General features: G+C 60.2%; 25 protein-coding genes and 1 pseudogene. 10 read left to right on the forward strand and 16 right to left on the reverse strand.

What is annotated here, in order from left to right; genetic code table 11:
• Positions 1 to 30 precede the first annotated feature (30 nt).
• From EO133_RS00310 to rplU, 12 genes and pseudogenes are all read right to left on the reverse strand, one after another.
• Positions 31 to 1,407: a S41 family peptidase gene (locus EO133_RS00310; protein WP_127070604.1), complete on the reverse strand. Its 1,377-nt coding sequence runs from the start codon at positions 1,405 to 1,407 to the stop codon at positions 31 to 33.
• Complete coding sequence (locus EO133_RS00315) at positions 1,407 to 2,822, reverse strand: murein hydrolase activator EnvC family protein (RefSeq protein WP_127070605.1); 1,416 nt, start codon at positions 2,820 to 2,822, stop codon at positions 1,407 to 1,409. Before EO133_RS00315 ends, EO133_RS00310 begins: the two co-directional genes overlap by 1 nt.
• 52 nt (positions 2,823 to 2,874) lie before the next feature.
• Positions 2,875 to 3,360 carry a 23S rRNA (pseudouridine(1915)-N(3))-methyltransferase RlmH gene (rlmH, locus tag EO133_RS00320; RefSeq protein ID WP_127070606.1) on the reverse strand — a complete coding sequence of 162 codons (486 nt, stop codon included), beginning with the start codon at positions 3,358 to 3,360 and terminating at the stop codon, positions 2,875 to 2,877.
• A gap of 15 nt (positions 3,361 to 3,375) precedes the next feature.
• Positions 3,376 to 3,786 carry a ribosome silencing factor gene (rsfS, locus tag EO133_RS00325; protein ID WP_371870911.1) on the reverse strand — a complete coding sequence of 137 codons (411 nt, stop codon included), beginning with the start codon at positions 3,784 to 3,786 and terminating at the stop codon, positions 3,376 to 3,378.
• A gap of 280 nt (positions 3,787 to 4,066) precedes the next feature.
• Positions 4,067 to 4,627, reverse strand: a complete 561-nt coding sequence (locus tag EO133_RS00330; protein WP_244640626.1) for a nicotinate-nucleotide adenylyltransferase — start codon at positions 4,625 to 4,627, stop codon at positions 4,067 to 4,069.
• A 56-nt stretch (positions 4,628 to 4,683) separates the two neighbouring features.
• Entirely contained in the window at positions 4,684 to 5,976 is a 1,293-nt protein-coding gene (locus EO133_RS00335) for a glutamate-5-semialdehyde dehydrogenase (protein ID WP_127070608.1), read from the reverse strand.
• A 29-nt stretch (positions 5,977 to 6,005) separates the two neighbouring features.
• Positions 6,006 to 7,154, reverse strand: coding sequence for a glutamate 5-kinase (gene proB, locus EO133_RS00340; RefSeq protein ID WP_244640560.1), 1,149 nt, complete (start codon positions 7,152 to 7,154; stop codon positions 6,006 to 6,008).
• Positions 7,142 to 8,185 (reverse strand): GTPase ObgE, encoded by a 1,044-nt coding sequence (gene obgE / locus EO133_RS00345; RefSeq protein WP_127070609.1) that lies wholly within the window; start codon positions 8,183 to 8,185, stop codon positions 7,142 to 7,144. Before obgE ends, proB begins: the two co-directional genes overlap by 13 nt.
• The gene (locus EO133_RS00350) at positions 8,182 to 8,730 is read right to left on the reverse strand and encodes a GNAT family N-acetyltransferase (protein WP_127070610.1); all 549 of its coding nucleotides are present in this window, start codon (positions 8,728 to 8,730) and stop codon (positions 8,182 to 8,184) included. Before EO133_RS00350 ends, obgE begins: the two co-directional genes overlap by 4 nt.
• Positions 8,714 to 9,274 carry a GNAT family N-acetyltransferase gene (locus EO133_RS00355; protein ID WP_127070611.1) on the reverse strand — a complete coding sequence of 187 codons (561 nt, stop codon included), beginning with the start codon at positions 9,272 to 9,274 and terminating at the stop codon, positions 8,714 to 8,716. The genes EO133_RS00350 and EO133_RS00355 overlap by 17 nt, the downstream gene beginning before the upstream one ends.
• Before the next feature lie 116 nt (positions 9,275 to 9,390).
• Positions 9,391 to 9,657, reverse strand: coding sequence for a 50S ribosomal protein L27 (rpmA, locus tag EO133_RS00360; protein ID WP_127070612.1), 267 nt, complete (start codon positions 9,655 to 9,657; stop codon positions 9,391 to 9,393).
• A 102-nt stretch (positions 9,658 to 9,759) separates the two neighbouring features.
• Positions 9,760 to 10,212 (reverse strand): annotated as a pseudogene (gene rplU, locus EO133_RS00365) (50S ribosomal protein L21); the annotation flags it as partial.
• Positions 10,213 to 10,622: 410 nt separating this feature from the next.
• On the opposite strand from rplU, the gene EO133_RS00370 reads away from it, so the two are divergent.
• The 9 genes from EO133_RS00370 (at position 10,623) to EO133_RS00410 (ending at position 18,632) form a co-directional block, all read left to right on the forward strand.
• Complete coding sequence (locus EO133_RS00370) at positions 10,623 to 11,693, forward strand: ABC transporter ATP-binding protein (protein ID WP_127070614.1); 1,071 nt, start codon at positions 10,623 to 10,625, stop codon at positions 11,691 to 11,693.
• A gap of 48 nt (positions 11,694 to 11,741) precedes the next feature.
• Entirely contained in the window at positions 11,742 to 12,980 is a 1,239-nt protein-coding gene (locus EO133_RS00375; protein ID WP_127070615.1) for an extracellular solute-binding protein, read from the forward strand.
• Between the two features lie 80 nt (positions 12,981 to 13,060).
• Positions 13,061 to 13,981: a carbohydrate ABC transporter permease gene (locus tag EO133_RS00380; RefSeq protein WP_127070616.1), complete on the forward strand. Its 921-nt coding sequence runs from the start codon at positions 13,061 to 13,063 to the stop codon at positions 13,979 to 13,981.
• Positions 13,978 to 14,847: a carbohydrate ABC transporter permease gene (locus EO133_RS00385; RefSeq protein WP_127070617.1), complete on the forward strand. Its 870-nt coding sequence runs from the start codon at positions 13,978 to 13,980 to the stop codon at positions 14,845 to 14,847. The genes EO133_RS00380 and EO133_RS00385 overlap by 4 nt, the downstream gene beginning before the upstream one ends.
• On the forward strand, positions 14,844 to 15,518 hold the full coding sequence (locus EO133_RS00390) for an N-acetylmannosamine-6-phosphate 2-epimerase (protein WP_127070618.1): 675 nt from the start codon (positions 14,844 to 14,846) through the stop codon (positions 15,516 to 15,518). Before EO133_RS00385 ends, EO133_RS00390 begins: the two co-directional genes overlap by 4 nt.
• Positions 15,515 to 16,411 (forward strand): N-acetylglucosamine kinase, encoded by an 897-nt coding sequence (locus EO133_RS00395; RefSeq protein WP_127070619.1) that lies wholly within the window; start codon positions 15,515 to 15,517, stop codon positions 16,409 to 16,411. Before EO133_RS00390 ends, EO133_RS00395 begins: the two co-directional genes overlap by 4 nt.
• Positions 16,412 to 17,299: an N-acetylmuramic acid 6-phosphate etherase gene (locus EO133_RS00400; RefSeq protein WP_127070620.1), complete on the forward strand. Its 888-nt coding sequence runs from the start codon at positions 16,412 to 16,414 to the stop codon at positions 17,297 to 17,299.
• Positions 17,296 to 17,727, forward strand: a complete 432-nt coding sequence (locus EO133_RS00405; RefSeq protein WP_244640559.1) for a GNAT family N-acetyltransferase — start codon at positions 17,296 to 17,298, stop codon at positions 17,725 to 17,727. The genes EO133_RS00400 and EO133_RS00405 overlap by 4 nt, the downstream gene beginning before the upstream one ends.
• Positions 17,724 to 18,632, forward strand: a complete 909-nt coding sequence (locus EO133_RS00410) for a DMT family transporter (RefSeq protein WP_127070621.1) — start codon at positions 17,724 to 17,726, stop codon at positions 18,630 to 18,632. The genes EO133_RS00405 and EO133_RS00410 overlap by 4 nt, the downstream gene beginning before the upstream one ends.
• On the opposite strand, the gene EO133_RS00415 is transcribed toward EO133_RS00410, so the two are convergent.
• The 4 genes from EO133_RS00415 to EO133_RS00430 are packed head-to-tail and all read right to left on the reverse strand — an operon-like array spanning position 18,622 to position 22,668.
• Positions 18,622 to 19,734, reverse strand: coding sequence for an anhydro-N-acetylmuramic acid kinase (locus EO133_RS00415; protein WP_127070622.1), 1,113 nt, complete (start codon positions 19,732 to 19,734; stop codon positions 18,622 to 18,624). The genes EO133_RS00410 and EO133_RS00415 overlap by 11 nt on opposite strands.
• Positions 19,735 to 19,745: 11 nt before the next feature.
• Positions 19,746 to 20,744 carry a serine hydrolase domain-containing protein gene (locus tag EO133_RS00420; protein ID WP_127070623.1) on the reverse strand — a complete coding sequence of 333 codons (999 nt, stop codon included), beginning with the start codon at positions 20,742 to 20,744 and terminating at the stop codon, positions 19,746 to 19,748.
• Complete coding sequence (locus EO133_RS00425; RefSeq protein ID WP_127070624.1) at positions 20,744 to 21,706, reverse strand: ABC transporter ATP-binding protein; 963 nt, start codon at positions 21,704 to 21,706, stop codon at positions 20,744 to 20,746. The genes EO133_RS00420 and EO133_RS00425 overlap by 1 nt, the downstream gene beginning before the upstream one ends.
• Complete coding sequence (locus EO133_RS00430) at positions 21,703 to 22,668, reverse strand: ABC transporter ATP-binding protein (protein WP_244640558.1); 966 nt, start codon at positions 22,666 to 22,668, stop codon at positions 21,703 to 21,705. The genes EO133_RS00425 and EO133_RS00430 overlap by 4 nt, the downstream gene beginning before the upstream one ends.
• A 200-nt stretch (positions 22,669 to 22,868) precedes the next feature.
• On the opposite strand from EO133_RS00430, the gene EO133_RS00435 reads away from it, so the two are divergent.
• Positions 22,869 to 24,362, forward strand: a complete 1,494-nt coding sequence (locus tag EO133_RS00435; protein ID WP_127070625.1) for an ABC transporter substrate-binding protein — start codon at positions 22,869 to 22,871, stop codon at positions 24,360 to 24,362.
• Positions 24,363 to 24,392: the final 30 nt, after the last annotated feature.

Here is a 24,392-nt window from a genome sequence, read left to right on the forward strand (position 1 = left end):
ATGGACCCTGCCCCCAAAGCAAAGTGGCGCTTATTGTCCGGCTGCTTCTTCGAGCGCTTCGAGTTCCTCGATCTGGTCTTCGCTCGGCGCGATCACGGCATCGGGATCGGGCGGGAAGGCCTCATGGGTCTCTTCGCCGAGGATGAGGCTGATCGCGAACTGGAGCTGGTTGTCCTCCTCCCGGTTGGCGGGGACATAGACCGACGATCCTACCGTCGCTTCTTCTTCCTCCTCTCCGGCAATATGCCCGGACAGCCCGGCCTCTCCGATGATTTCGTCACGGCCCTGGAATTCCTCTGGAACGTTCTGGAAGACGACGATGTCGGGCTGGATGCCCAGTGCCTGGATCGAGCGGTTGTTGGGCGTGTAATAGCGTGCCGTCGTTAACCGCATGGCGCCATCGGGCCCAAGCGGGATGATCGATTGGACCGATCCTTTGCCGAATGAGCGGGTGCCGACGATTGTCGCACGGCCATGATCCTGCAGTGCGCCGGCAACGATTTCAGCCGCCGAGGCCGAGCCGCCATTGATCAGGACTATGATCGGCACATCTGCAATCATGGCGTCCAGATCGTCGGGCCGTGCATCATAGCGCGAACTTTGACCCGCCACGCGACCGCGTGTGAGCACCACGCTGCCCTGGGAGAGGAAGGCGTCGGCAACGAATTGGGATTGATCGACCAGCCCGCCGGGATTGTTGCGCAGGTCCAGGATAATGCCTTGGGGCAAACCGTTTTCGGCTTCGTCGACGATTTCCCGGATCGCCCGGTCAAGGCCGGAATAGGCCTGAGCGGAAAAGCGCGATAGCCGGATGATGGGCACGTCGCGCTCGTAGTCCCAGCGCACGGCCTGAACGGCAATGACATCGCGGGTGAGGGTCAGTTCAATCGGTTGGCTGGCGCCTTCGCGCGCGATGACGATATCGATGTCGGTGCCGATCTCGCCGCGCATGAGATTGACCGCCTCGTCGAGGGTCATACCCATGACCTGTTGGCCATCGATTTCAATTACAAGGTCATTGGCCAGTACGCCGGCGCGGGCGGCTGGGCTGTCGTCATAGGGGGTGACGACCTTGACCAGGCCGTCTTCCATCGTGACTTCGATGCCAAGCCCGCCAAAGGTGCCCGAGGTGTCCTCGCGCACATCGGCAAAGCTTTCAGGAGAAAGATAGGCCGAATGAGGATCGAGCGACGACAACATGCCCTGAATGGCGGCGCGGACCAGTTCGGTCTCGTCGGGCGCTTCGATATACTCGTCGCGAATGCGATCGAGCACCAGCCCGAACAGCTCGAGCTGACGGTAGAACTCATCGTTGGGATCCGCGTTCTGCGCAAGCACCGTACCGGGTGCCATCAGTCCGAGAACCAGAACGCCCACCGCCATAATGCGCCGTTTAAATACTGCCATCAGCTCGATCCACTTTCTTCCTGATCCGGGCTGGCCACCCACCACCCTGCCGGGTCGATGGGGATGCCGCCCTCTCTGAGTTCAACATATAGGGTTGGGCCGTTAACATTGGCAGACCCCGATGTGGCGATCTGACCGGTCGAACGCGCGCCCATCGCTCCGATCGGGGTGCCCATCTGCACGAACTGGTCAGGCTCGACATCGATACGGGCCAGTCCGGCGAGAACGATCATATAGTTTTGTCCGGCATTGAGAATGACGATTTGGCCATAATTGAGGAAGGGCCCGGCATAGGCAACCCAGCCGTCGGCAGGGGCATGGACTTGTGCCTCCGGGGCAACCAGATAGGTCATGCCCTGAGTAATGCCGCCATAACCGTCCGAGGCTCCATAGGTCGAAAGGTGTTCGCCAAGGACCGGGGCGGTGAGAAAACCGCGTGCCGCTTCAAGGGGTACGGCCGGTTCGGTGCGCTCGGTGTCGGCAAAGGCGAGTGCCAGCGTTGCGGGGTCGAGCGTGGGTACGGTCTGGCCGGCGCTGGCCGCCCGATGAGCCGCATCGGCTGCGGTCACGGCGGCAATGCGCGTTTCCAGCCCTGCGATCAATTGTTCGAGAGATGATGCGCGATCGGCCAGGGCCTGGGCTTCGGCCTCCTCGCGAATCAAATCTTCGCTGAGCCACTCCAGCCCCTGGGTCCGGGCGTGGATGATGGTTGCAATGCGCAGGCGCTCGCCATTGAGGGTTGCAAGATTGGCGGCCAGAAGGTCCGCTTCGGCCAGGGCCGCGTCCTTAAGCTGCTGAAGGTCGGCAAGATCGGTGGTGACGGTCTCGGCTCGGGTCTGCAATTGAGGCAATACCGCACTTAACAGCATAGCGGCGCGGGCCGAGCCGAGCGCATCGGAGGGATCAACGATCAGAGCCGGGGGCGGGGCGGCCGAAATGCGCTGCAGCGAGGCCAAGAGATTGGAGATCGAGCGGTCGTGGCCATCGAGCCTGGCTCGGATCGATCGCTCGGAGGCAAAAAGCGCCTCAAGCCGTTCCTCTATGATGCGAATTTCGTTGTCGGCCTGATCGACCCTTTGTCCGGCGGCCACGAGTTCGGCGCCAAGCCGGGTTGCATCGCCGCCAAGGGCCTCGATTTCCGCGCGGATCTGTTCGATCCGTTCCTGGGAAAGATTGATCTGCCCGGCAATAGCTTCAAGATTGCTCGTCGCTTCTTGCGCAGCATCGTCCAGTACTCTGGTGGGCACGGCATCTGGATCGGGCAATTCGTCCTGTTGTTGGCTGGTCCCGTCATTGTCCTGCGCGGGGAGGACGACGGGCAGGCAAAGGGTAATGACAATGGCAATCAGGGCCGGGCGCAGGGTGCGCAGGCGCGTGAATATATCAGGTCTGGTGCCACCAGAAGATTGCAGCATTGGGCGGGACGAACCTCCGAATCAGCTCAGGACCATAGCAGAGTGCGGTTCATCAATCGCCCCGGTGATAAGGATGGCCCGATAAAATTGTTGTCGCCCTATAAAGCTGCTCGGCGGCCATGATGCGCACGATCTGGTGTGGCCAAGTCATGGGCGAAAACGAGAGGATGAGATCGGCCCTTTGCCGCAAGTGCGGATCGAGCCCGTCGGCGCCGCCGATCACAAGGCTCAGGGCGGCACGGCCTTCTTCGCGCCACGCGCCGATCTTTTGCGCAAAGGCCTCGCTATCAAGGCCCTTGCCGCGTTCATCAAGTGCGATCAGCACGGATTTTTCCGGCAGATTGTCGAAAAGCAGGCGGGCTTCCTCGGTTTTACGGGCCGCAGCGCTGCCCTTGCGCGATTCGGGATATTCGGAAACCGCAAAACCTGACAGCCCGAGCGCCTTGCCGCCAGCTTGCGCGCGTTCGAGATAACGGCTCACAAGTCCTCTTTCGGGGCCGTCTTTCATGCGCCCGATGGCAAATATGGAAACGCGCATGGACCTGTCAGTCGGTCAATGCGTGTCGGCGCCGAACTCCGCGGCCCACATCTTCTCGATATTGTAGAATTCGCGGACTTCGGGGCGGAAAATATGCACGATCACATCGGATGTATCGACAAGCACCCAATCGGCGGCGGCAAGCCCTTCCATGCGCGGCTTGTCATAGCCATTGTCGCGCAGGGCCTTGACCAATTGGTCGGCAATGGCGGCAACGTGACGATTGGAGCGGCCCGTCGTCACGACCATGTGGTCGGACAGGGACGATTTTCCGGTAATGTCGATGGCGATTGTGTCTTCGGCCTTCGCATCCTCAAGGGTTTCAAGGATGATATCGATCTGGGGGCGCTGGGCCCCGGCCTTTGGTGCTGCATCAGCGCGCGATGCTGTGGTCGTGGGCGTGGATGCCATTACAGCGTTCCCCATGCCCGGTGCGCAAAACCATTTTTCATCAAGTTGGTTTTCGATCCTTTTCGGTTGCACGGCCAACCCCCATGGCTGGCCTGTCCTTAAGAGCCTATCCTGTTTGATTCAATCAAAACAGCGGCTCCAAGTCCTTGTTTTGTTGCGCTTCCGAACCGAATAAGTGGTTTCCCCTTGTTCTGGAAGCACTCTAAATATGCGCCTTGCGGGTTGATTTGCCAAGAGCAAGGCGCACCCGTTATCCCATCATCACAAGATGTCGGTATTGAGACAGCGGCCGCTTCTACCGGCCGTTACGCAACTGGGTGGACGAAAGCGAACTCATCATGCCGTTGAGAAATACCCAGGCAGGGACGCGGCTGGTGGGCAGAAGCCGGGCGTCAGCCTCGTCGATGCGGTAGCGGGCAAAGCGTTGGGCTGCCTTGGAGAAGGGGCCGGTGCGCGTGGAGCCGGGCCGGATATAGACGGCGATGGGCATGAGGGTGAAAATCTCTTCCCAACGCTCCCAGCGGTGAAAACCGGCAAGGCTGTCCGCGCCCATGATCCAGACAAAGTGCCGGTCGGGCAGGCGCGTCTTCAAAAAGCGCAGCGTTTCATAGGTGTAGCGGAAGCCGTACTGGGCCTCAAAGCCGGTGATCTTGATCCTTGGATCGTTGGTCAGCCCGCGCGCCGCTGCCACCCGCTCCCCGATGGGGGCAAGCGTGCGCGTGTCCTTCAAAGGATTGCCAGGGGTGACAAGCCACCAGACCGCATCGAGCCCGATACGCTTGAGGCTTTCGTGCGCGACCAGCCTGTGGCCCTCATGAGGCGGATTGAAGCTGCCGCCGAACAGGCCGATTTTCATGCCCGGCGCGGAAAGCGGCAGATCCGTTATCCCCGGCGCGTCCATAATGCGCGCCGTCAAGGGCGGATCTGCCCGTTGCCGCGAACCAGATATTTAAAGCTCGTCAATTGCTCGACCCCGACCGGCCCGCGCGCGTGCATCTTGCCGGTCGCAATCCCGATTTCGCCGCCAAAGCCAAATTCGCCGCCATCGGCGAACTGGGTCGAGGCATTGTGCATCACAATTGCCGAGTCCACTTCCGAGAAGAATTTTTCGACCACAAGCGGGTCCTCAGCGATCACCGCTTCGGTGTGGTGGGAAGAATAGGTTGCGATGTGATCGATTGCGGCCTGGGCGTCATCGACCACTTTTACCGAAATGATGGCGTCCTCATATTCTGTGCGCCAGTCCTCCTCGGTGGCGGTGGCGATGTCTGCGATCTGGCCAACGACGGTTTCATCGCCGCGGATTTCGCACCCCTTCTCGATCAGCGCGTCAAGGATGGGTCGCAAATGGGTATCGAGGACGTCGCGGTGGATGAGCAGGGTTTCCGCGGCACCGCAAATGCCGGTTCGGCGCATCTTGGCATTGGCGATCACGCTTACTGCGGTTTCAAGCGCGGCGCTCTTGTCCACATAGATATGGACGATGCCCTCAAGATGGGAAAAGACCGGCACACGCGCTTCGGCCTGAACGCGGCCTACCAGCGATTTGCCGCCGCGCGGCACGATGACATCGATATTGCCATCCAGCCCCTTGAGCATTTCGCCAACGGCGGCACGGTCACGGGTGGGGACGATCTGGATCGCATCAATGGGCAGGCCTGCGGCCTGCAAGCCGCTTTGCAGGCAGGTATGGATGGCGCGGGAGGAATGAAAGCTGTCCGAGCCGCCACGCAGGATCACGGCATTGCCAGCCTTGAGGCAGAGCGCGCCAGCATCGGCGGTGACATTGGGGCGCGATTCAAAAATAACGCCGATCACGCCAAGCGGGGTGCGTACGCGGGAAATATCGAGCCCATTGGGGCGTTGCCAATTGGCAATGGTGCTGCCGACAGGATCGGGCAGTTCGGCAACCGTTCTGAGCGCTTCGATAATGCCGCTTATGCGCGCATCGGTCAAAGCCAGCCGGTCGAGAAAGGCTGCGCTCATGCCGCCGGCCTTTGCCGCCTCGATATCTTTGGCATTGGCCTCAAGGATTTCGGCGCGCGCAGCGTCGAGCGCATTGGCGGCCTCATTGAGCGCCAGAGTCTTGGCCTTTGGGTCCGCGTGCGCCAGTACGCGCGCAGCAGCGCGGGCTTTTTCGCCCAACTGGGCCATGATTTTTGCAATGTCATCGGTTCCGATGATGGCTCCGGCCAATGCCGACATTATGCTCCGCCTCCCTGATAATGGGTCTGTTATCCTAAAAGCACGAGATTGTCGCGATGGACAAGCTCGGTGCGTGTCGAGGGGCCAAGCAAGTCCTTGATGGTCTCGCTTTTCTTGCCCTTCACAAGATCGGCGGTTTCGCGGTCAAGGCTGACAAGACCGCGTGCGATTTCCCGGCCCTCCAGATCGAGGACGGCAACAGTATCGCCACGCCCGAAATCGCCCCGGACCCGGACCACGCCGATGGGCAGCAGTGAACGGCCCGATTTCAGCGCGCGCACCGCACCGTCATCAATCGTTATATGGCCGGTGACGTCCAATGTGCCCATGATCCAGCGCTTGCGTGCGGCCCGGGTTGTGGGCGCGGGAGCAAAAAGCGTATGGCGTCCGCCATTCATCAGATGGCGCAAGGGGTTCTCGATGGTGCCTGGCCCGATCAGCATGGCAGTGCCTGCCTGGGTTGCGATGCGGCCGGCTTCGATTTTGGTCGTCATGCCGCCGCGTGAGGTGAAACTTGCTGCCCCGCCCGCCATGGCTTCGATCTCGGGGGTGATTTCAGTCACGAGCGGAATGTGGGTTGCCGAGGGGTCTTTGGTCGGCGGGGCGGTATAGAGCCCGTCGATATCGGACAAAAGCACCAGTGCATCGGCTTCGATCATGGTCGCAACGCGGGCGGAGAGCCGGTCGTTGTCGCCATAGCGAATCTCGGCTGTGGCGACCGAGTCGTTCTCGTTGATGATGGGGACCGCGCCAAGGCTCAAAAGCGTGTTGATCGTCGTGCGGGCGTTGAGAAAATAGCGCCGCTCCTCGGTGATATTGGGGGTCAGAAGAATTTGTCCGGTAACGATATTATGGGCTGCAAGGTGCTGGGACCAGGCCTGGCTCAGCGCAATCTGTCCGGTGGCGGCAGCGGCCTGGCTTTTCTCCAGCGGCAGGGTTTTCTCGGTCAGCCCCAGGAGGCGGCGCCCCAGAGCTATGGCACCCGAGGAGACGATAACGATCTCGGCGCCTGTGGCCTTGAGCGCAGCGATGTCGGTAGCCAGCGCAGCAAGCCATGAGCCGCGCAGGGCACCGGTCTGCCCATCGACAAGAAGGGCCGAGCCGATCTTGATCGTGAGGCGCCGATAGGGCGCCAGAGGATTGGTCAGAGACGCTTGCGCCTGCATCAGGGTTCCCATTTTTCCTGTGCCTCAACCTTTGAGGAGCGTGCTTCATTGTCTTTGTTGTGGTCGAGCACGTCCAGGACGCCATAGAGCACTTTTTCGACGTTGAGTCCGGTGGCGCCCGAAATTGTGAGGATCGTACCTCCGGAAGCCTTTTCGAGCGCTTCTGCGCGCTCTTTGAGGGTTTCGGGGTCGAGCGCATCGATCTTGTTGAGCGCAAGGATTTCCTCTTTTTCGGCCAGCCCGCCGCCATAGGCCTGCAATTCGGCGCGGATGGTCTTGTAGGCGCCAGCGACATCATCCTGGGTGCCATCGACAAGATGGACCAGAACCCCGCAGCGCTCCACATGGCCAAGGAAGCGGTCGCCGAGCCCGGCGCCTTCCGACGCCCCTTCGATGAGGCCGGGAATATCGGCAAGAACGAATTCGCGGTTGCCCGCGCGCACCACGCCAAGGCCGGGATGAAGCGTTGTGAAGGGATAATCGGCAATTTTCGGTTTTGCCGCGGTGACGGCAGAAAGGAAGGTGGACTTGCCCGCATTGGGCAGGCCCACAAGCCCGGCATCGGCAATCAGTTTGAGGCGCAGCCAGATCCATTTTTCCTCGCCCGGCAGGCCGGGATTGGCCCGGCGCGGCGCCTGGTTGGTCGAGGATTTGAAATGGGCATTGCCAAAGCCGCCATTGCCGCCTTCAAGAAGGGTGATGCGCTGGCCGACTTCGGTGAAGTCCGCAATCAGGGTTTCCCCATCATCTTCAAAGATCTGGGTGCCGACCGGCACTTTGAGAACGGCATCGGTGCCGTCTGAGCCCGTCCGGTTCTGGCCCATGCCGTGCTGGCCGGTTCCCGCTTTGAAATGCTGTTGGTAGCGATAGTCGATCAGGGTGTTGAGCCCATCGACACATTCAACGATCACATCGCCGCCCCGGCCGCCGTTGCCACCATTGGGGCCACCGAATTCGACGAATTTTTCGCGCCGGAAGGCGATCGAGCCGGCGCCGCCATTACCGGAACGGATATAGACCTTGGCAGAATCGAGAAATTTCATTGTGTCCTCGTGGCGCGGAAAAAATCGCTGCGCGTCAGTTGGGTTTCGATATGATCGATCTCGGCGCTCTGGGCAAGACAGATGCGCTTGCCAATGCCGGTCTCAACGAAACCGAATTTCTTTTGAACCGCCAGGGAGGCGGTGTTGAAGTAAAAAACACCCGAAATGAGGGTGTCGGACTGCGAATTGGCGAAATACCACTCAAGCACCGCCTTAAGCGCCTCGCTCATATAGCCCCTGTTCCAATAGGGCTGGCCGAGCCAATAGCCGATTTCGGTAAACTGGCCCTCGCGATGAGTGCCGCAAAAGCCGATCAGCCCACCCTTTTTCTCGCAGACGGCGAAGGTAATGGTTTCGGGCGTCCAGTCGCGCTTTTGCCGCAAGAGCCAGTCGAGCGCCATGTTAAGCGTATAGGGATAGGGTACGCGGGCAAGGTTTTTTGTGACTTGGTAATTGTTCAGAAGCGAGGCGATCCGCGGCCCGTCGCGCAGGCGCGGACGGCGCAGCACCAGCCGTTCGGTCTCGATTTCAGGCTGACTGGTCATTGGGGCCTTCCGCGGGCGCGAGCTTATACAAGGCAATTTCGACCCCCTTGTGGGGTCCGCAAGAGCCGAGAGCCTGGCTGACAAGGCTAAAGCCAAGCTTTTCAAGCAGTCGGCGCGAGCCGATATTTTCGGCGATTGCCCTTGCCTTGATCGCTACAGGACCAATGGCAAGCGCTGCATCCAGCAGTGCGCCCGCCGCTTCGCTCGCAAAGCCTTGCCCCCAATAGGGTTCGCCGATCCAGTATCCAATTTCGGGCATTTCGTTCTGCGCAAGGATCAGGCTGACAACACCGACAAAACCGTGCTCACGGCTGATTATGGCATAAGCTTGCTCGCTCTGGCTGCGCGCAACATCGCAAATAAAGGTTGTGGCATCGTCTTCGCCATAAGGATGTGGCAGACGGCTCAGCATCGCATGAATCTTGCGATTATTGGCAAGACGGGTGAGTGCTGGCACGTCAGAAAGATCGGGCGCGCGCAGGATCAGCCGGGCTGTTTCCAGCCGGTCGGGCAGGGCGGCGCGCAGGGCTTGGTTCTCGATCATGGCCAAGGTGTGTACTCACAAACAAAAAAGGGAGCCGGTCGACCCGGCTCCCCTGTTCTTTAGCGTAACGGGCCGCCGGGGAGAAGGTCTCCGGCAGCGCTCCGATACAAGCTGCCTTATTCAGCAGCCTTTACCGGTTCAACCGATACAAAGCTCTTGCCGCCAGACTTGGTGGCGAAGGTGACCTTGCCGTCGACCAGTGCGAAAATCGTGTGGTCCTTGCCCAGGCCGACATTGGTGCCCGGATGCCACTTGGTGCCGCGCTGACGCACGATGATGTTGCCGGCAATTACAGTTTCGCCGCCGAACTTCTTGACGCCAAGGCGCCGACCGGCTGTATCGCGACCGTTGCGGGATGAACCGCCTGCTTTTTTATGTGCCATTGGTGTCCGTCCTTATTCCTTGTCGGCCGACTTTTCGGCCTTCTTGGCTGCGGGCTTCTTTGCAGGAGCCTTTGCCTTGGTTTCCTTCTTTTCCGCAGCGGGTGCAGCTTCTGCCTTGTCGGCGGCCTTTTTCGCAGGCGCCGTCTTGGCTGCGGGCTTGTCTTGAGCCGCTTCAGCAGCTTCGGCCTTGGGTGCCGCTGCCTTTTTGGGCGCTGCAGCCTTTTTGGCCGATGGCTTTGCGCCGCCGGTCAGGATTTCGGTGATGCGCACCAGCGTCAGTTCCTGGCGATGGCCGTTCTTGCGGCGATAGCCCTGGCGGCGCTTCTTTTTGAAAACGATGACCTTCTTGTCACGGAACTGCTCGACAACTTCACCGGCTACCGCGGCGCCATCGACAAGCGGGGCGCCCAGGGTGACGTCGGCATCGGCGCCAACCATCAGGACATTTTCAAACGTTACGACATCGCCTTTGTCGCCGGCGATCTTTTCAATCCGGACCAGATCATTGGCAGCAACCTTATACTGCTTGCCACCGGTCTTGATGACTGCAAACATATCTTTTTGCACCGGGACGCTTCCCGGTTCCCTTATTGTCCGCACCTTACGGCGCCGCGGGTATATGGGCCCTGAAGTCTTGAACCCCGCGGTCTTTTTGCCGGTGTGGTTTGTTTTAGAAAACCGCGCCGACGGCCAGCCTTTGGCAACGTATTGACGTCAACGAAAATATGCGCAGAGGCAATGCCCATGCGCTTTTCAGCGGTGCTTATGATGTTTCTTGCCCCAAGAGTCAAGCATTTGTCGTGCTCCCGGCGCTGCTTTCAGCCTGGGGAGACCGGGGCAACTGCTTTCGGTGTCTGTCGCGTGACACCTGATACCGATCTATGAGCACGGTTGACGAAAATTCTAAAATGGTATCAGATTGGCTTTATGTTGGTATGTCCCGGCGCGACCGTTTTGGAGGAACGATGGCACGTTTGTCGCTGCGCAATGTCAAAAAGCAGTTCAAGGACACCAAAGTCCTCCATGGGATCGACCTCGACATAGGGGATCGCGAGTTCGTCGTTTTCGTCGGGCCTTCGGGCTGCGGGAAATCGACGCTTTTGCGCCTGATCGCCGGGCTCGACCCGATTACGGAAGGCCAGTTTCACCTCAATGGCCAATTGATGAACGATGTGCCGCCTTCAAAGCGCGGCATTGCCATGGTTTTCCAGTCCTATGCCCTTTACCCGCATATGGATGTCTATGAGAACATGGCCTTTGGCGTGCGGCTGATGGGGCTCAAGCAGACCGAAATCGATGCACGGATCGATGAAGCGGCCAATATGCTGCGTCTGGGCGAATTGCTAAAGCGCAAGCCGCGCGAGCTTTCGGGCGGACAGCGCCAGCGCGTCGCCATCGGCCGGGCGCTTGTGCGCAAGCCGGATGTTTTCTTGCTCGATGAGCCGTTGTCCAATCTAGATGCCGCGCTGCGCTCCGATGTCCGGCTCGAAATCGCGCGCCTGCATCGCGATATCGGCGGCACAATGATCTATGTGACCCACGATCAGGTCGAGGCCATGACATTGGCCGACAAGATCGTGGTCATGAATCTGGGGCGGATCGAACAGGTCGGCAGCCCGCGTACGCTTTACGAAACCCCCGCCAATACGTTCGTGGCGACCTTCATTGGATCGCCCCGCATGACGCTTATCAAGACCAGCCGGGATGGAAACCGGCTCGGGCTCGAGGATGGCGGCTCGGTTGTGATCGAGGATCTGCCCAATGCCAATGCCAATGGCACGCTGACGCTGGGCGTACGCCCCGATGCACTGACGATTTCACGAGATGGCGAAGAGGGTTTCGCCGCAAGTGTCGTCTATACCGAATATCTGGGTGACGATGCTTATGTCTATGCGCGGCTGGCCGATGGAACGCTGGTTTCGGTGCGCACCCACCCCAACGCGCTTTATGAGGCGGATGAGAAGATCCGGCTCCATGTCGATGCGGCCCAGGCCCATTTCTTCGATACGCAATCCGGCCAGCGCCTTGTGGTATGAGCGCGGCCAAACCTATCCATCAAGGATGACCTACAAAGGAGAGGAAACATGCAAAAGACAATAATCCGCTCGGTTGCGGCGCTCGCGGCTGCAAGTGTTGCGCTGCCAAGCTTTGCCCAGGAGATCAGCTTCTGGTCATGGCGGCAAGAAGACCGGGCGCAATATCAGGCCATTATCGATGCCTTCCAGGAACAAAATCCCGGCATCACGGTGAATTTCGAGGCCTTTGAAGCGGCCAATTACAACACGATCCTCTCGACGGCTCTGGCCGGGGATTCGGGCCCGGACGTGATGATGGTGCGCGCGCATGGCGCGTTCGAAACCGTCGCCGGGGGTGGCTATCTCATGGCGCTAAACGATGAGAATGTGCCGGGATTGATGGATTTGCCCGAGCCTGCGCTTGCCGCCCAGACTCTGCGGGCCGATGGCCAGATCTACGCCGTGCCCTTTGCCTCCCAGACCATGCTGGTGATCTACAACAAGGACATTTTCGACGATCTTGGCCTTGAAGAGCCCCAGACCTGGGATGACCTTCTGGCTGTAAGCGAAGCCATCCAGGGGGCAGGTCTATATGCCTTTGCCAATGGCACAGCGGAAGCCTGGCAGAATGAAACCATCGTTTCGGCGCTCGGCTCCTCGATCATCGGGCAGGATTTTTACGAGGACCTGATGGCGGGGGAGGCCGACTTTACCGATGAGCGGTTCGTGGCCGCGCTCGAGGCGCTTGTCGAGATCAAGGATTACTTCCCGGACGGCTTTGTCGGGCTCGACTATCCTTCCGCTCAGCAGATCTTTGCGTCCGGCATGGCGGGCATGTTTGCCGGGGGTTCGTTCGAGATTGCCAATTTCCGGTCCCAGAATCCCGATCTCAATCTGGGTGTCTTTCCCGCTCCGGTGGCCAATGAAGGCGACCAGCACCTTGTCGGGCTGTTTTTCGATGGCGGCTATGCGGGCAACGCCCAAACCGAGCATCCCGAAGCGGTCGCGACATTCCTGACCTATCTGGCGAGTCAGGAATTCGGGCAGGTTTTTGCCAATACGCTCGGCAATATCTCGCCGATCCCGGGCGTTGTGTTCGAGAGCGCGCTTTTGCAGGAAATTTCCGAGCTCAACCAGAACTCCATTCCCTATATCATGCTCGTTCATTTCCGCTATCAGGAGCCATCGGGTTCGGTGCTGTTGCAATCTGAAGTCCAGCGCATGATGGCTGGTGAATCGACGCCACAGGCTGCGGCCCAGGCTGTGACCGACGGTATCGCCACCTATTACGAGCCGTTCCAGAACTGAGTGTGCAATCAGCGTTCCGGGGCGGTGTATGCCGCCCCGGAGCCAATGGCAAAGCCTTTTTGATTGGAGGATCACACGTCATGCCGCGTTTGCGTCTTACCGGACGAGGGCTTTGGATCACCGCGCTGATCGTGCCCCCGCTTGCGGTCATGGTGACTTTTGTCGCCTATCCGATCCTTTCGGCGCTTGCCTATGCCTTTTATGACTGGCAGGGCTTGCAGCGCGGCGAGTTCGTGGGGTTCAAGCATTTCCATACGGTGCTGTTTACCGAACCGTTTGCCTCCTGGACGCGCAATGCGTTTATCAACAACGTCATCGTCTTTTTCTCGCTAATGGTCATCCAGAACGGGTTCGGGTTCGTTCTGGCCTATGCGCTCTGGCGCGAATTGCCCGGCGCCGCGTTCCATCGGGTGGCGGTATTTTTACCGGTGGTTCTGTCCACGGTCATTATCGGCTTTCTCTGGAAGCTGTTCTTTCATCCGATCTTCGGGCCGGTAAATCAGATTTTTCGTGGCATGGGGCTCGATTTCCTCGCCCAGCCCTGGCTGGGGCAATCCTCGACCGCGCTAGGTTCGCTGATTTTCGTCAATGCCTGGGCGTGGGTGGGGTTTCCAACGCTGGTTTTTCTTGCCGGTATGCAGCGCATTCCAACCGAATTGCTCGATGCGGCGCGCATGGAAACCAATAGCGAATGGGTTCTGATCCGCAAGATCGTCTGGCCGCTCGTTGCGCCAAGCGCCACGGTTGTGTTTATCCTCTTGTTCATCGGCTCGTTCAACTGGTTCGAGTTGCCCTATATCATGGTGGGGCTCGATGGTTCGCCCTATGGCTCGACCGATGTTCTGGGGCTCTATTTCTACCGCACGGCCTTCGGCAATCAGTCTGCCGGGGTGCAAGATTTCGGCCGGGGCAGCGCCTTGGCGGTCTTGACCTTCATGTTCATCGCGGTGGTTGCGGCGTTCTGGACCATCCGGTTGCGCAAGCGGGAGATCCAGATATGAGCACGGCAAGCGCGAAGGCCATGGCCTATGACAATAAGGGGATATTGGGCACGCTGGGCCGCGACGGGCTTTTGCAGATCATTCTGATCGCCAACACGATCCTGATGCTGTTCCCCATCGTCATCATGATATTTTCAGGGTTCAAATCCAATCCCGAGATTTTCAACAATCCCTTTGCGATCCCAGATTTCACCAATCTTTCCAATTACATATCGGTCTGGACCCAGACCAATTTCATCCGCTACCTGTTCAATTCGGTGTTTGTGACCGGAGTATCGATTCTTTCGATCCTGGTGCTGGGCACGATGGCGGCCTATGCGATTGCGCGGTATGAGTTTTTCGGTGCCAGCTTTATCCTGCTGTTTTTCATGGCGGGGCTGACCCTGCCGCTCAAGCTCGCGATCATCCCGCTGTTCATCCTGTTTCGCGATCTTGGCATTCTCAATACCCATTGGGCGCTTGTGGCTGTTTATGTGGCGATGGGGTTGCCCTCGACGGTTTTCATCATGACCGGGTTCATTCGCACCTTGCCGCGCGAACTAGAAGATGCGGCGCGCATGGATGGGGCAAGCGAATTGCGCATCATGTGGTCGGTGCTGTTGCCGCTCTGCCGCCCGGCGCTGATCATTTCGGCGATCCATAATCTGGTGCCGATCTGGAACGATTTTTTCTTCCCCCTTGTCTTTATCCAGCGCGATGCCCTCAAGACGCTGCCGCAGGGGCTGACCGCGTTCATGGGGGAATATACGACCAATTGGGGCGTGATGTTTGCCGGGCTGACGCTGGCTGCTGCCCCGATCACGGTGATCTATATCATCTTGTCGCGCCAGTTCATCAACGGCATGACATCGGGAGCGCTCAAGTGAGCGCGGTGCTCAAAAAAGGCGGTTTGATCGTCTCGTGCCAGGCGCGGGCCGGCAATCCGCTGCACGGGCCGCATTTCATGGGCGCCATGGCGCTTGCCGCGCGCGATGGCGGCGCTGTGGCGATCCGGGCCAACGGGCCAGACGATGTTGCAGCCTGCAAGGCTGCCGGTCTGCCGGTCATTGGCATCAACAAGGTGTTCTCCGAAGACTACGAGGTCTATATCACGCCCGATTTTGCGGCGGCAGAGGCACTCAAGGTTGCGGGAGCCGATATCATTGCGCTCGACTGCACGCCGCGCCCGCGTGATGGGCAGGTTCCCGACATTCTCGTGCGCCGTATCCGGGACGGGCTGGGCCTGCCGGTCTTTGCCGACATTGCAACGCTTGAGGAAGGGCTTGCCGCCGAAGCCATGGGCGCGGACTATATCGCGACAACCCTGTCAGGTTATACAAGCTATACCCAGCCCAAACCCGACGCGCCCGATTTCGCGCTTATCGAAGCGCTGGCGGCACGCGTTTCGGTGCCGATTATCGCCGAGGGCCGGTTCAATACGCCCGAACTTGCCCGCGCCGCGCTCGATGCGGGCGCGCATGCGGTCGTGGTCGGCACCATGATCACCAATCCGCGCGAAATCACACGGCGCTTTGCCGTAGGGCTTGCTCAGGGATGAACCGCTATCTGGGGATCGATATGGGCGGGACGGGAACCCGCTGGGTGCTTACCGATGCCAGAGGCACCGAACTTGGCCGGGGCCGCGCGCCAGGGGCGACCGGGCATTTGTTCAACCCCGAAGCCAGGGCGCGGTTTAGCGCGGTGATCGCCGAGATCGCCCAGCAAAGCGGCGGGCCTGTCGATGGGCTTTATGCCGGCGTGACAGGGTTGGGGGGCAAGGCGGTCGAAGAGGCACGCGTAATTTTATCCAAGGCGCTGGACTGTCCGCGGGACACGATCTGGGCCAGCGATGACATGAGCCTTGCCTATCGCGCGATCTTTGCGCCGGGCGAAGGGCATCTGGTTTCTGCCGGGACGGGCAGTGTCGGGTTGCATATCGGTCAAGATGGTGAGCCGATCCGTGTGGGTGGGCGCGGTATCCTGATCGATGATGGCGGATCGGGGGCATGGATTGCCCTAAGGTCGCTCGATGCTGTGTTTCGCGAGATCGATCTCAAGGGACCGGAGGCGGAAACGACGCCTTTGGCGGAACACCTTTTCGCCGCGATCGGGGGCAGCGACTGGGACAGCGTGCGCGCCTATATTTACGGCGGCGATCGCGGGCAGATTGGCGCTTTGGCACAGGCGGTGGCGCAAGCGGCAAGGGCCGGGGACAAGACTGCTCTTGGGCTGCTCGATGCGGCGGGGCGCGAGTTGGCGCGACTGGCACAGGCCCTGGTCGCGCGGGGCGGGCACAAGCCGGTTGCCTTTATCGGCGGGGTCCTGGCGCTCGATCCGGCGATTACTGAGCGGCTCAGGGCCGAGTTGAACGATATTGAACTTGTTTTTCCCAAGGTGGATGCCGCGCTTTCCGGTGCCTGCCTTGCAGCCGAGCATTACGGAGCCAGATAGATGATCAAGACAGAAATTGCAGCCGCCCGTTTTGCCGATCTCGAAAGTTGGTCGGGGTCCGAATTGATCGAGGGCATTATCGAAGGTCAGTTTGCCGCCATCGCCGCGGTCCATGCGGTGCGGCCCCTTCTGTCCGAAGCGGTTGAGAAAGCCACACAACGCCTGGAAGCGGGCGGGCGGCTTATCTATCTGGGCGCTGGCACATCGGGGCGCATCGCCACCCAGGATGCGGCGGAATTGCCGCCGACTTTCAACTGGCCCTATGCACGGGCGATCTCGCTCATGGCGGGGGGCAATGGCGCTTTTATCGAGGCGGTGGAAGGGGCCGAGGACAGCGAAACCGCGGCGCCGCAAGCGCTCGATCATCACGGCGTCGGCCCCAATGACGTCGTGATCGGGCTGGCGGCGAGCGGACGGACGCCCTTTACCATCGCCGGGCTTGCTCATGCGCGCAAAAAGGGCGCGCTGACCATCGGCATTCACAACAATCCGGGCGGGCAGGTTGGCGCGGTCAGCGAAATCGATATCCTGCTCGATACCGGCGCTGAAATTCTGGCCGGATCGACGCGCATGAAGGCGGGAACAGCGCAAAAGGCCGCGCTCAACTGCATTTCGACCGGCGTGATGATCGCCCTTGGTTATGTCTATAAGGGGTTGATGGTCGAGATGCGCCCGACAAACGAGAAATTGCGGATAAGGGCCGCCGAGATCGTTGCCGCGATCACCGGGGCAAAGCCCGAGGTTGCGCAAACGGTGCTGGTGCAAACCGATTATTCGATCAAGCTGGCAGCGATTATGATTGTGCAAGGGCTCGATCTGGCGGCAGCCGAAAGCGTGCTTGCCCAAGCGGGTGGCAATCTGCGTATCGCCATGGACGGGCGCGCGTGAACACGTTCAGCCTGACACTGACGGACAATCCCGAGCCCGAGCGGTTGAAAGCGCTTGGCGACAATCTCATGGACTTCAACGATGCCGATGTGGGGTCTGCGCAAAGGCGGCTCCTCGCCATCTTCATTGATGATGAGGCAGGCGCTCTAAAGGGCGGGCTTTACGGCCAGACAGGCTGGGGCTGGCTCTATGTGCAATGGCTGTGGCTGGACCAAGACGCGCGCGGGCAGGGCATGGCCGGTCAACTTTTGGCGAAAGCTGAGGTTGAAGCCCGCGCCCGTGGGTGTCACAGCGCTCATATCGACACCTTCAACCCTTTGGCGCTCAAGGTCTATTTAAGGGCTGGCTATGAGGTCTTCGGTGTGCTTGAAGACTTCCCGCAGGGCCGCACGCGGTCATTTCTCAAAAAACGGCTGATGACAGATTGAGCGAAACACGTACGGCGTCAAAAGCACTGACGCTTGCAATATTGGGTATTGCCGGGCTGTGTCTGATGGACGTACTGGCCAAAACGCTTGGCGCCAATTTTCCAATCGCGCAGGTGGTGTTTTTCCGCTTTGCCGGTGCCGCGCTCTGGCTGGCGCTTTTCATAGCGCTAACCAGGAGGGCATGGCCGCAATGGCGGTTTTTGACCCGGCACGGTTTGCGGGCGGTGCTGGGGTGCCTCACAGCCTTTTTGTTCTTTTATGCCGTAACCAATCTACCGCTTGCGATTGCCACCGCACTTGGCATGACGGCGCCGGTCTATATGGCGCTTTTGGGCGTGCTCTGGCTCAAGGAGCCCTGGAGCCGCTCGTTGCTTATGGCGATTGGTATGGGGCTTGCCGGTTCGCTCGTTATCATCGTTGGCGGGGAGGACGCGGTTTCGGCAACCGGCGAAGCGACACCGCTGGCCTGGATTGCCGCCGTGCTTGCGCCTTTCACCTATGCGTCGGCGCTGGTTCTGCTCAAGCGGCACGCGACAGATGAGGGCGCGGTGGCGACGACTTTTGCGCAGGCCATGCTGTCTGGCCTGATTGCCCTGCCCTTCGCCCTGCCGGTCTTTGTTATGCCCGGACCTGACGACTGGTTCGCCTTTGTCGGGATCGGTGCGTTGGGCGCAATCTGTTATATCCTGCTTTTGACCGCACTGCGGATGATCCCGGCTTCGCTGTTCTCGCTCGTCGATTATACCGGCCTGCTCTGGGCCGCGTTTTTCGGCTTCGTGCTGTTTGCGGAAGTGCCGGGGGCAAGCCTCTGGCTTGGCGGTGGGCTTGTGATTGCCGCCTGCGCCATCGGGGTCAATGGCGCGCGGCCAAAGCCGCCACGCCGGGGCGTCAAGCTCAAGCCGTAAGCCGGCCGCCTGTCATGGGATGCGGAACTCCGGTTGTGGTGGGAAAACTGATCGGCAGACCGCGCAGGGTACGCACGGCAAGCAGGGCAAAACATTCCGCTTCGATTGCATCCCCGCGCCAGCCGACGCTTTCTGCGGGCAGCGCCTCGACCTTTGCGCGCTGGTTCAGCGCCTCCATAATGGCGGGGTTGTGCCGCCCGCCGCCACAAACGATCAGTTTTTGCGGGCGCTTGGGCAAGAGGTCCAGCCCGCGGCCAACGGCGGAAGCGGTGAAGGCGGTCAAGAGCGCTGCGCCATCTTCGAGCGAGCAGCCATCGGCCATTGTTTCGGAAAAGTCGAAACGATCCAGAGACTTGGGATAGGGGGCCTTGAGATAGGGATGATCGAGCAGGGCTGTCAGACGATCCTCATCGACGCGCCCGGCGCGTGCCAGTTTCCCGCCCTTGTCCATATCCTCTCCCGTTCGTGCCTTGACGAAATCGTTGATCGGGGCATTGGCCGGACCGGTATCGAAGGCGACCAACTTTTCGCCATCGGTCCAGGTGATATTGGCCACGCCGCCAAGATTAAGCACGGCGGTTGCGCCGGACAGGTCGAGATTGCGTAAAAGCGCCTGATGGTAGATTGCTGAAAGCGGCGCGCCCTGTCCGCCCGCGCGTATGTCGGCGGTACGGAAATCGTAGGCGACTTTTACCCTGAGCATATCGGCCATCAACTGACCGTCGCCCAATTGCCGTGTGTCGCCGATGCGGCCGGGTTGGGGTGCGCGATGAAGCACGGACTGGCCGTGGAAACCAACGATTCCAATATCGGAAAGCGCAAGCCCGCTGTCTGTGACCAGCATACGCACCGCCTCGGCCTGCGCGCGGGTCAGTTTTTCTTCCGCCTCGGCAAAGATTGCGGGTTCGGGGCCGTCAAAATTCCATGTGCGGGCGGCATCGAGCGTTTCGACAAGCAGGTCGCGGATTGAAGGGTCATAGGGCGCAAGCCTATAGGCGCCGAATTGGGAGACGGTTTGACCATCGGTTTTCAAAAGCGCCACATCGATATTGCCGTCCAGAACGGTTCCGGTCATCAGGCCGACTGCCCAGATCGGGTCCATAAGCGATACTCCTATGCAGCGTTGACGATATCGCCGACGGCCCGGCGCAGTGCAAAAATGCCGCTGTCGAAATGGCGGGTGGGATGGATGCGGTTGGTCAATAGCGCCCAGGCGCGTGATCTGTCGAAATCGATCCAGAGACCAGTGCCGGTAAAACCGGTATGCCCGATTGTGTTTTCCGAGGCATTATCGCCGCCCGGCCAGCCGATATGAGGCCGTTCCCAGCCATGGGTGCGGGTGGGGGAAAGCGGGGTGCGCATCAGGGCGATTGCATGATCTGACGCGCCGGAGCCGTCGAGCAACCCCCTGGCGAAATCGAGAACCGCTTCGGCGGTGCCGAAAAGCCCGGCATGACCGGCGCCTTCGAGCGCATGGCAATTGTCGTCATGGACGATGCCGCACAGAATTTTGTTGCGCCAGGTGCAGTCTTCGGTTGCGGCACTCATTTCAGGGGCAGCCGCCCATGCAAAGCCCCTGCCTGGATTAAGGCTGCGTAGGCGCGAAACCTTTTCAAGCCGCTCAAGGGCAAGCCCCAAAAGGATGAAGTTTATATCCGAATAGACCGCCGGGCCCGCCTTCCATTCGCGCTGCAGAATGAAGGCGCGCAGGAGATCGGGGTCGCGTCCATAGGTATAGATCGGTTCGACAGCGGGAAAGGGTGTCTGGTGACCAAGGCATTGGCGGAAGGTTACTTTGCGTTCCCAGGCGGCGGGCTGGTATTGGCGCAGATCGGGCAGGACGGAAATGAGCGGAGCATCGAGGTCGATCATGCCGGTTTCGGCCAGAGCCAGGATGCGGGGGGTCGTGAAGATCACCTTGGTCAGCGAGGCCAGATCGAACCAGGTATCCTCGGTCATCGGGCGCGTTTTGGGAATGGTTTGTGCGTCACCGAGATGGCGCAGGGCCTTATTGCCCTTGTCGTCGATAATGCCGAGAACCGCGCCGGGGATGCGTTTTGCGTTCACAGCGGCAGCGACCGGCGCGAAGGCCTTGTCGATGAGAGCGTCCATCAGGCCACCTCATAAAGATGGCAGGCGGTGGTGGCCGGTTTTGCGCACGCGGCAATCTTGCGGGCAACAAGTGCAGGCCGCTCGGTTGTGCAATGGGGCATGGCGCTGGGGCAGCGGGTGTGAAAGGCGCAGCCAAGGGGTGGGTTGGCCGGATCGGGCAATTCACCCTTGAGGACCACCCGTTCGGCGCGCGGCACATTGGGTCTTGGGATGGCCGAAAGCAGGGCCTGGGTATAGGGGTGCGCGGGCGTTTCCATCACGTCTTCGGACGGTCCGATTTCCACGATACGCCCCAGATACATGACCGCGATCCGGTCCGAAACGTGCCGGATGACGGAAAGGTCATGGCTGATGAAAATGATGGAAAGCGCGAGCTTTTCCTGCAGTTCCGCGATCAGGTTGATGATCTGGGACTGGATGGACACATCGAGCGCCGATACCGCTTCGTCGGCCACCAGCAATTTGGGTTCAAGGGCCAGCGCGCGGGCAATTGCAATGCGCTGGCGCTGGCCGCCGGAAAATTCGTGCGGATAGCGCTCGGCGCTGCCTTCGGGCAGGCCCACAAGGGCTAAAAGTTCGGCAATACGCGCCGCGCGGGAGGCAGTGTTGCCGATCTTATGGACCTTGAGCGGCTCGGAAATGATGGCGCCGACCTTATGGCGCGGATTGAGCGCGCCGAAGGGATCCTGAAAAATGATCTGCATGTCGCGGCGAAAGGGCTTGAGCTGTCTGCGCGAAAGCCCTGCAATCGATTTGCCCTCAAACCGGATATCGCCGCCTGAAGGTTCAATCAGGCGCAAGAGCGCGCGCCCAAGGGTCGATTTTCCGCAACCCGATTCCCCGACGATGCCCAAAACCTCACCGGCTTCGACCGATAGCGAGACCTCGGACACCGCCTTGACCGTCGTGCCGTGCGCGCCGGGATAGGTCTTGGAAAGGTTTTCGATTTCCAGAAGGGTCATGACGCAGGATTCCAACAGCGGGTTGCGTGGGGTATGCCTTCAAGGCGAGGCAATGTGGTGGTGCAGGGCTCGATGACCGCGTGGCAACGGGGATGAAAGCTGCATCCTGCAGGCCGGTTTCCCGGTGGGGGTACGGTGCCTGAAATAGCCGGAAGGCGGGTGCCTGGCGGGTTGGATGCCGGAATGGTTGCGAGCAGTGCTTCGGTGTAGCGATGGCGAGGATTGGCAAAAAGCTCGGCGGCGGCGGCTTGTTCGACGATGCGTCCGCCATACATGACCGCAACCCGGTCGCAATATTGGGAGACGACGCCCAGATCGTGGGTGATCAACAGCACCGCCATGCCGGTTTCGCGGCGCAGGTCGTCGATCAGGTCGAGGATCTGGGCCTGAACCGTGACATCGAGCGCGGTGGTGGGTTCGTCGGCAATCAGAAGGCGGGGATCGCAGGCGAGCGCCATGGCAATCATCACGCGCTGGCGCTGGCCGCCCGAAAGCTGATGGGGATAACGGTCAAGCGCGGTGCGCGCCGAGGGAATGCCGACACGATCAAGCAGTTGGGCTGCGCGGGTGCTGGCCTCCTGGTTGGACACCTTGCGGTGCAGCAGGATCATTTCGCGCAACTGGTCTCCTATCGACAGGACCGGGTTGAGCGAGGTCATGGGCTCCTGAAAGATCATGGCTACGTCTTCGCCGCGGATTGCGCGCAATTGCTTTTCACTGAGCGCGAGCATGTCGAGCTCGCCAAGGCGGATCGTGCCGGAGCGGTATTGCATGGGTGGTTCGGGCAAAAGCCGCATGATCGACAGTGCCGTCACGGACTTTCCGCAGCCCGATTCGCCAACCAGGCCCAGCATTTCGCCCGCGCCGATCTGGAGCGATACGTCCTCGACAATGGCGCTGGAACCCACCGAAATCGTGAGATTATCGATGCTCAACAATGGTGCGGCTATGGTGTCGGTCACGCTCTCTCCCTTGTGGCAAGCCTTGGCCCCGCAACTTGCGCTTGCAAGATGAAAACTAATACCATAGCGTTCAATAAGTCCAGATTGGTTTTAAATTGGACATATACTGCCTGGCGGCCGGGTTGGGTCCGGTTCCTTCAGGCATGAGGGAATATCGGTGGGGCCGGGCCGGCCTTGCCTGGCTTTTTCGGAGGACCATCATGACCATCAAATCCATTGCAGCCGGACTGCTCGCAACAACGATGCTGGCCGGCGCAGCGCAGGCAGCAACCTTGCAGGTAGCGATCGATTCCGCTCCTGCGGGGCTCGACCCGCATCTGATTACCGCGTTCAACTCGGTCGTAATCGTGCAGGGCAATATCTATGAGGGCCTGACGGCAATCGATATCGATCTCGCTGTCGTCCCCGGCCTGGCGGAAAGCTGGGAAGTCTCGGATGACGGGCTGACCTATACGTTCAGTTTGCGAGAGGGCGTCACGTTTCACGACGGGTCGGCCATGACGGCACAGGATGTTGCCGCTTCGATCGCGCGCGTTCAGGCCGAAGCCACAGGCTCGCCGCTGGCCAGTCGCGTGTCGCCTATCACAGCGGTCAACGTGGTTGACGATCTGACGGTGGAACTGGTTCTCAATGCGCCTTTTGCGCCGATCCTCACCTCGCTTTCCGGCATTGCCATCGTGCCGGCCGAATTTGAAAGCGATGTTGACGCGCTTCAGCAAACACCCGTGGGCACCGGCCCGTTCGCCTTTGCCGACTGGCAGCCCAATTCCTATATCGAATTGACTCGGTTCGAGGACTATCACCAGCAAGGCAAGCCGCAGCTCGATGCGGTGCGGTTCCATTTCGTGCCGGAATCGGCGACCCGGCAGGTGGGGATCACCTCGGGCGATTATCACCTGCTGCCCGCCATAGATCCGGCAACCGCCCTGCAATTGCAGGGCATACCGAATGTGACCGTGCAGGAAACGCGCGACTTGTCCTATACGCTTGTGGGCTTTAACGCGGCGCGTGAACCGTTCGGTGATCCGGTGGTGCGTACGGCCTTCAACATGATGCTGGATCGCAATGAGATCATCGAAGGCGCATTGTTCGGTGCTGGCGTGCCCGCCGGCCCGCTATCGCCGGCCCTTGTCAACTGGGCGCTCGATACGGGTGAATATGCCTGTTACGAAACCGATCGCGACGCGGCCATGGCAATGCTTGAAGAGGCAGGGGTTGAACTGCCCGTGCGGCTGACAATGAACGTACTGCCGCGTCAGGACACGCGTGACATCGCCCAAGTGGTGCAACAGCAGGTGTCGGGCGCCTTCGAGATCGAATTGCTCAATCAGGAAATCGGGCAATTCGTGCAGGATTGGCAGAACTCGAACTTCGATCTTTTCGTTTCGGCCAATGGCGGTAGCCCCGATCCTGACGAGTATTTCTACCGCACCTTCCGTGGCGGCGGCTCGACCAATGTGTTCCGGTATGATGATGCCGAGATCGATGAATGGCTCGACGCGGGGCGGAGCGAAACCGAGTTCGAAGCCCGAAAGGCAATTTATGATCAGGTGCAGCGCAAGCTCGCCTGTGAGGGCCCGATTGCTCATATTGCCTATGGCAACCTGTTTACCGCAGTCGCCAATTCGGTCGAAGGCTTTGAAATCTACGCCAATGGGCGGCTCACAAGCCTTGTCGATGTGACCGTGCAGTAGTTTGGATATGGTTCCGGGGTGCGCAAATTG

Source organism: Pelagibacterium lentulum (assembly GCF_003992625.1).
GTDB lineage: Bacteria > Pseudomonadota > Alphaproteobacteria > Rhizobiales > Devosiaceae > Pelagibacterium > Pelagibacterium lentulum.

Coding starts and splice junctions, on each gene's coding strand:
- rpmA (WP_127070612.1), bottom strand. CDS start 9,657: ATGGCACATAAAAAAGCAGGCGGTTCATCCCGCAACGGTCGCGATACA.
- rlmH (WP_127070606.1), bottom strand. CDS start 3,360: ATGCGCGTTTCCATATTTGCCATCGGGCGCATGAAAGACGGCCCCGAA.
- EO133_RS00395 (WP_127070619.1), top strand. CDS start 15,515: ATGAACCGCTATCTGGGGATCGATATGGGCGGGACGGGAACCCGCTGG.
- EO133_RS00435 (WP_127070625.1), top strand. CDS start 22,869: ATGACCATCAAATCCATTGCAGCCGGACTGCTCGCAACAACGATGCTG.
- EO133_RS00310 (WP_127070604.1), bottom strand. CDS start 1,407: ATGGCAGTATTTAAACGGCGCATTATGGCGGTGGGCGTTCTGGTTCTC.
- EO133_RS00350 (WP_127070610.1), bottom strand. CDS start 8,730: ATGACCAGTCAGCCTGAAATCGAGACCGAACGGCTGGTGCTGCGCCGT.
- EO133_RS00400 (WP_127070620.1), top strand. CDS start 16,412: ATGATCAAGACAGAAATTGCAGCCGCCCGTTTTGCCGATCTCGAAAGT.
- EO133_RS00425 (WP_127070624.1), bottom strand. CDS start 21,706: ATGACCCTTCTGGAAATCGAAAACCTTTCCAAGACCTATCCCGGCGCG.
- EO133_RS00330 (WP_244640626.1), bottom strand. CDS start 4,627: ATGAAAATCGGCCTGTTCGGCGGCAGCTTCAATCCGCCTCATGAGGGC.
- EO133_RS00415 (WP_127070622.1), bottom strand. CDS start 19,734: ATGGACCCGATCTGGGCAGTCGGCCTGATGACCGGAACCGTTCTGGAC.
- rsfS (WP_371870911.1), bottom strand. CDS start 3,786: ATGGGGAACGCTGTAATGGCATCCACGCCCACGACCACAGCATCGCGC.
- EO133_RS00375 (WP_127070615.1), top strand. CDS start 11,742: ATGCAAAAGACAATAATCCGCTCGGTTGCGGCGCTCGCGGCTGCAAGT.
- EO133_RS00380 (WP_127070616.1), top strand. CDS start 13,061: ATGCCGCGTTTGCGTCTTACCGGACGAGGGCTTTGGATCACCGCGCTG.
- EO133_RS00355 (WP_127070611.1), bottom strand. CDS start 9,274: ATGATCGAGAACCAAGCCCTGCGCGCCGCCCTGCCCGACCGGCTGGAA.
- EO133_RS00335 (WP_127070608.1), bottom strand. CDS start 5,976: ATGTCGGCATTGGCCGGAGCCATCATCGGAACCGATGACATTGCAAAA.
- proB (WP_244640560.1), bottom strand. CDS start 7,154: ATGGGAACCCTGATGCAGGCGCAAGCGTCTCTGACCAATCCTCTGGCG.
- EO133_RS00385 (WP_127070617.1), top strand. CDS start 13,978: ATGAGCACGGCAAGCGCGAAGGCCATGGCCTATGACAATAAGGGGATA.
- obgE (WP_127070609.1), bottom strand. CDS start 8,185: ATGAAATTTCTCGATTCTGCCAAGGTCTATATCCGTTCCGGTAATGGC.
- EO133_RS00420 (WP_127070623.1), bottom strand. CDS start 20,744: ATGGACGCTCTCATCGACAAGGCCTTCGCGCCGGTCGCTGCCGCTGTG.
- EO133_RS00315 (WP_127070605.1), bottom strand. CDS start 2,822: ATGCTGCAATCTTCTGGTGGCACCAGACCTGATATATTCACGCGCCTG.
- EO133_RS00370 (WP_127070614.1), top strand. CDS start 10,623: ATGGCACGTTTGTCGCTGCGCAATGTCAAAAAGCAGTTCAAGGACACC.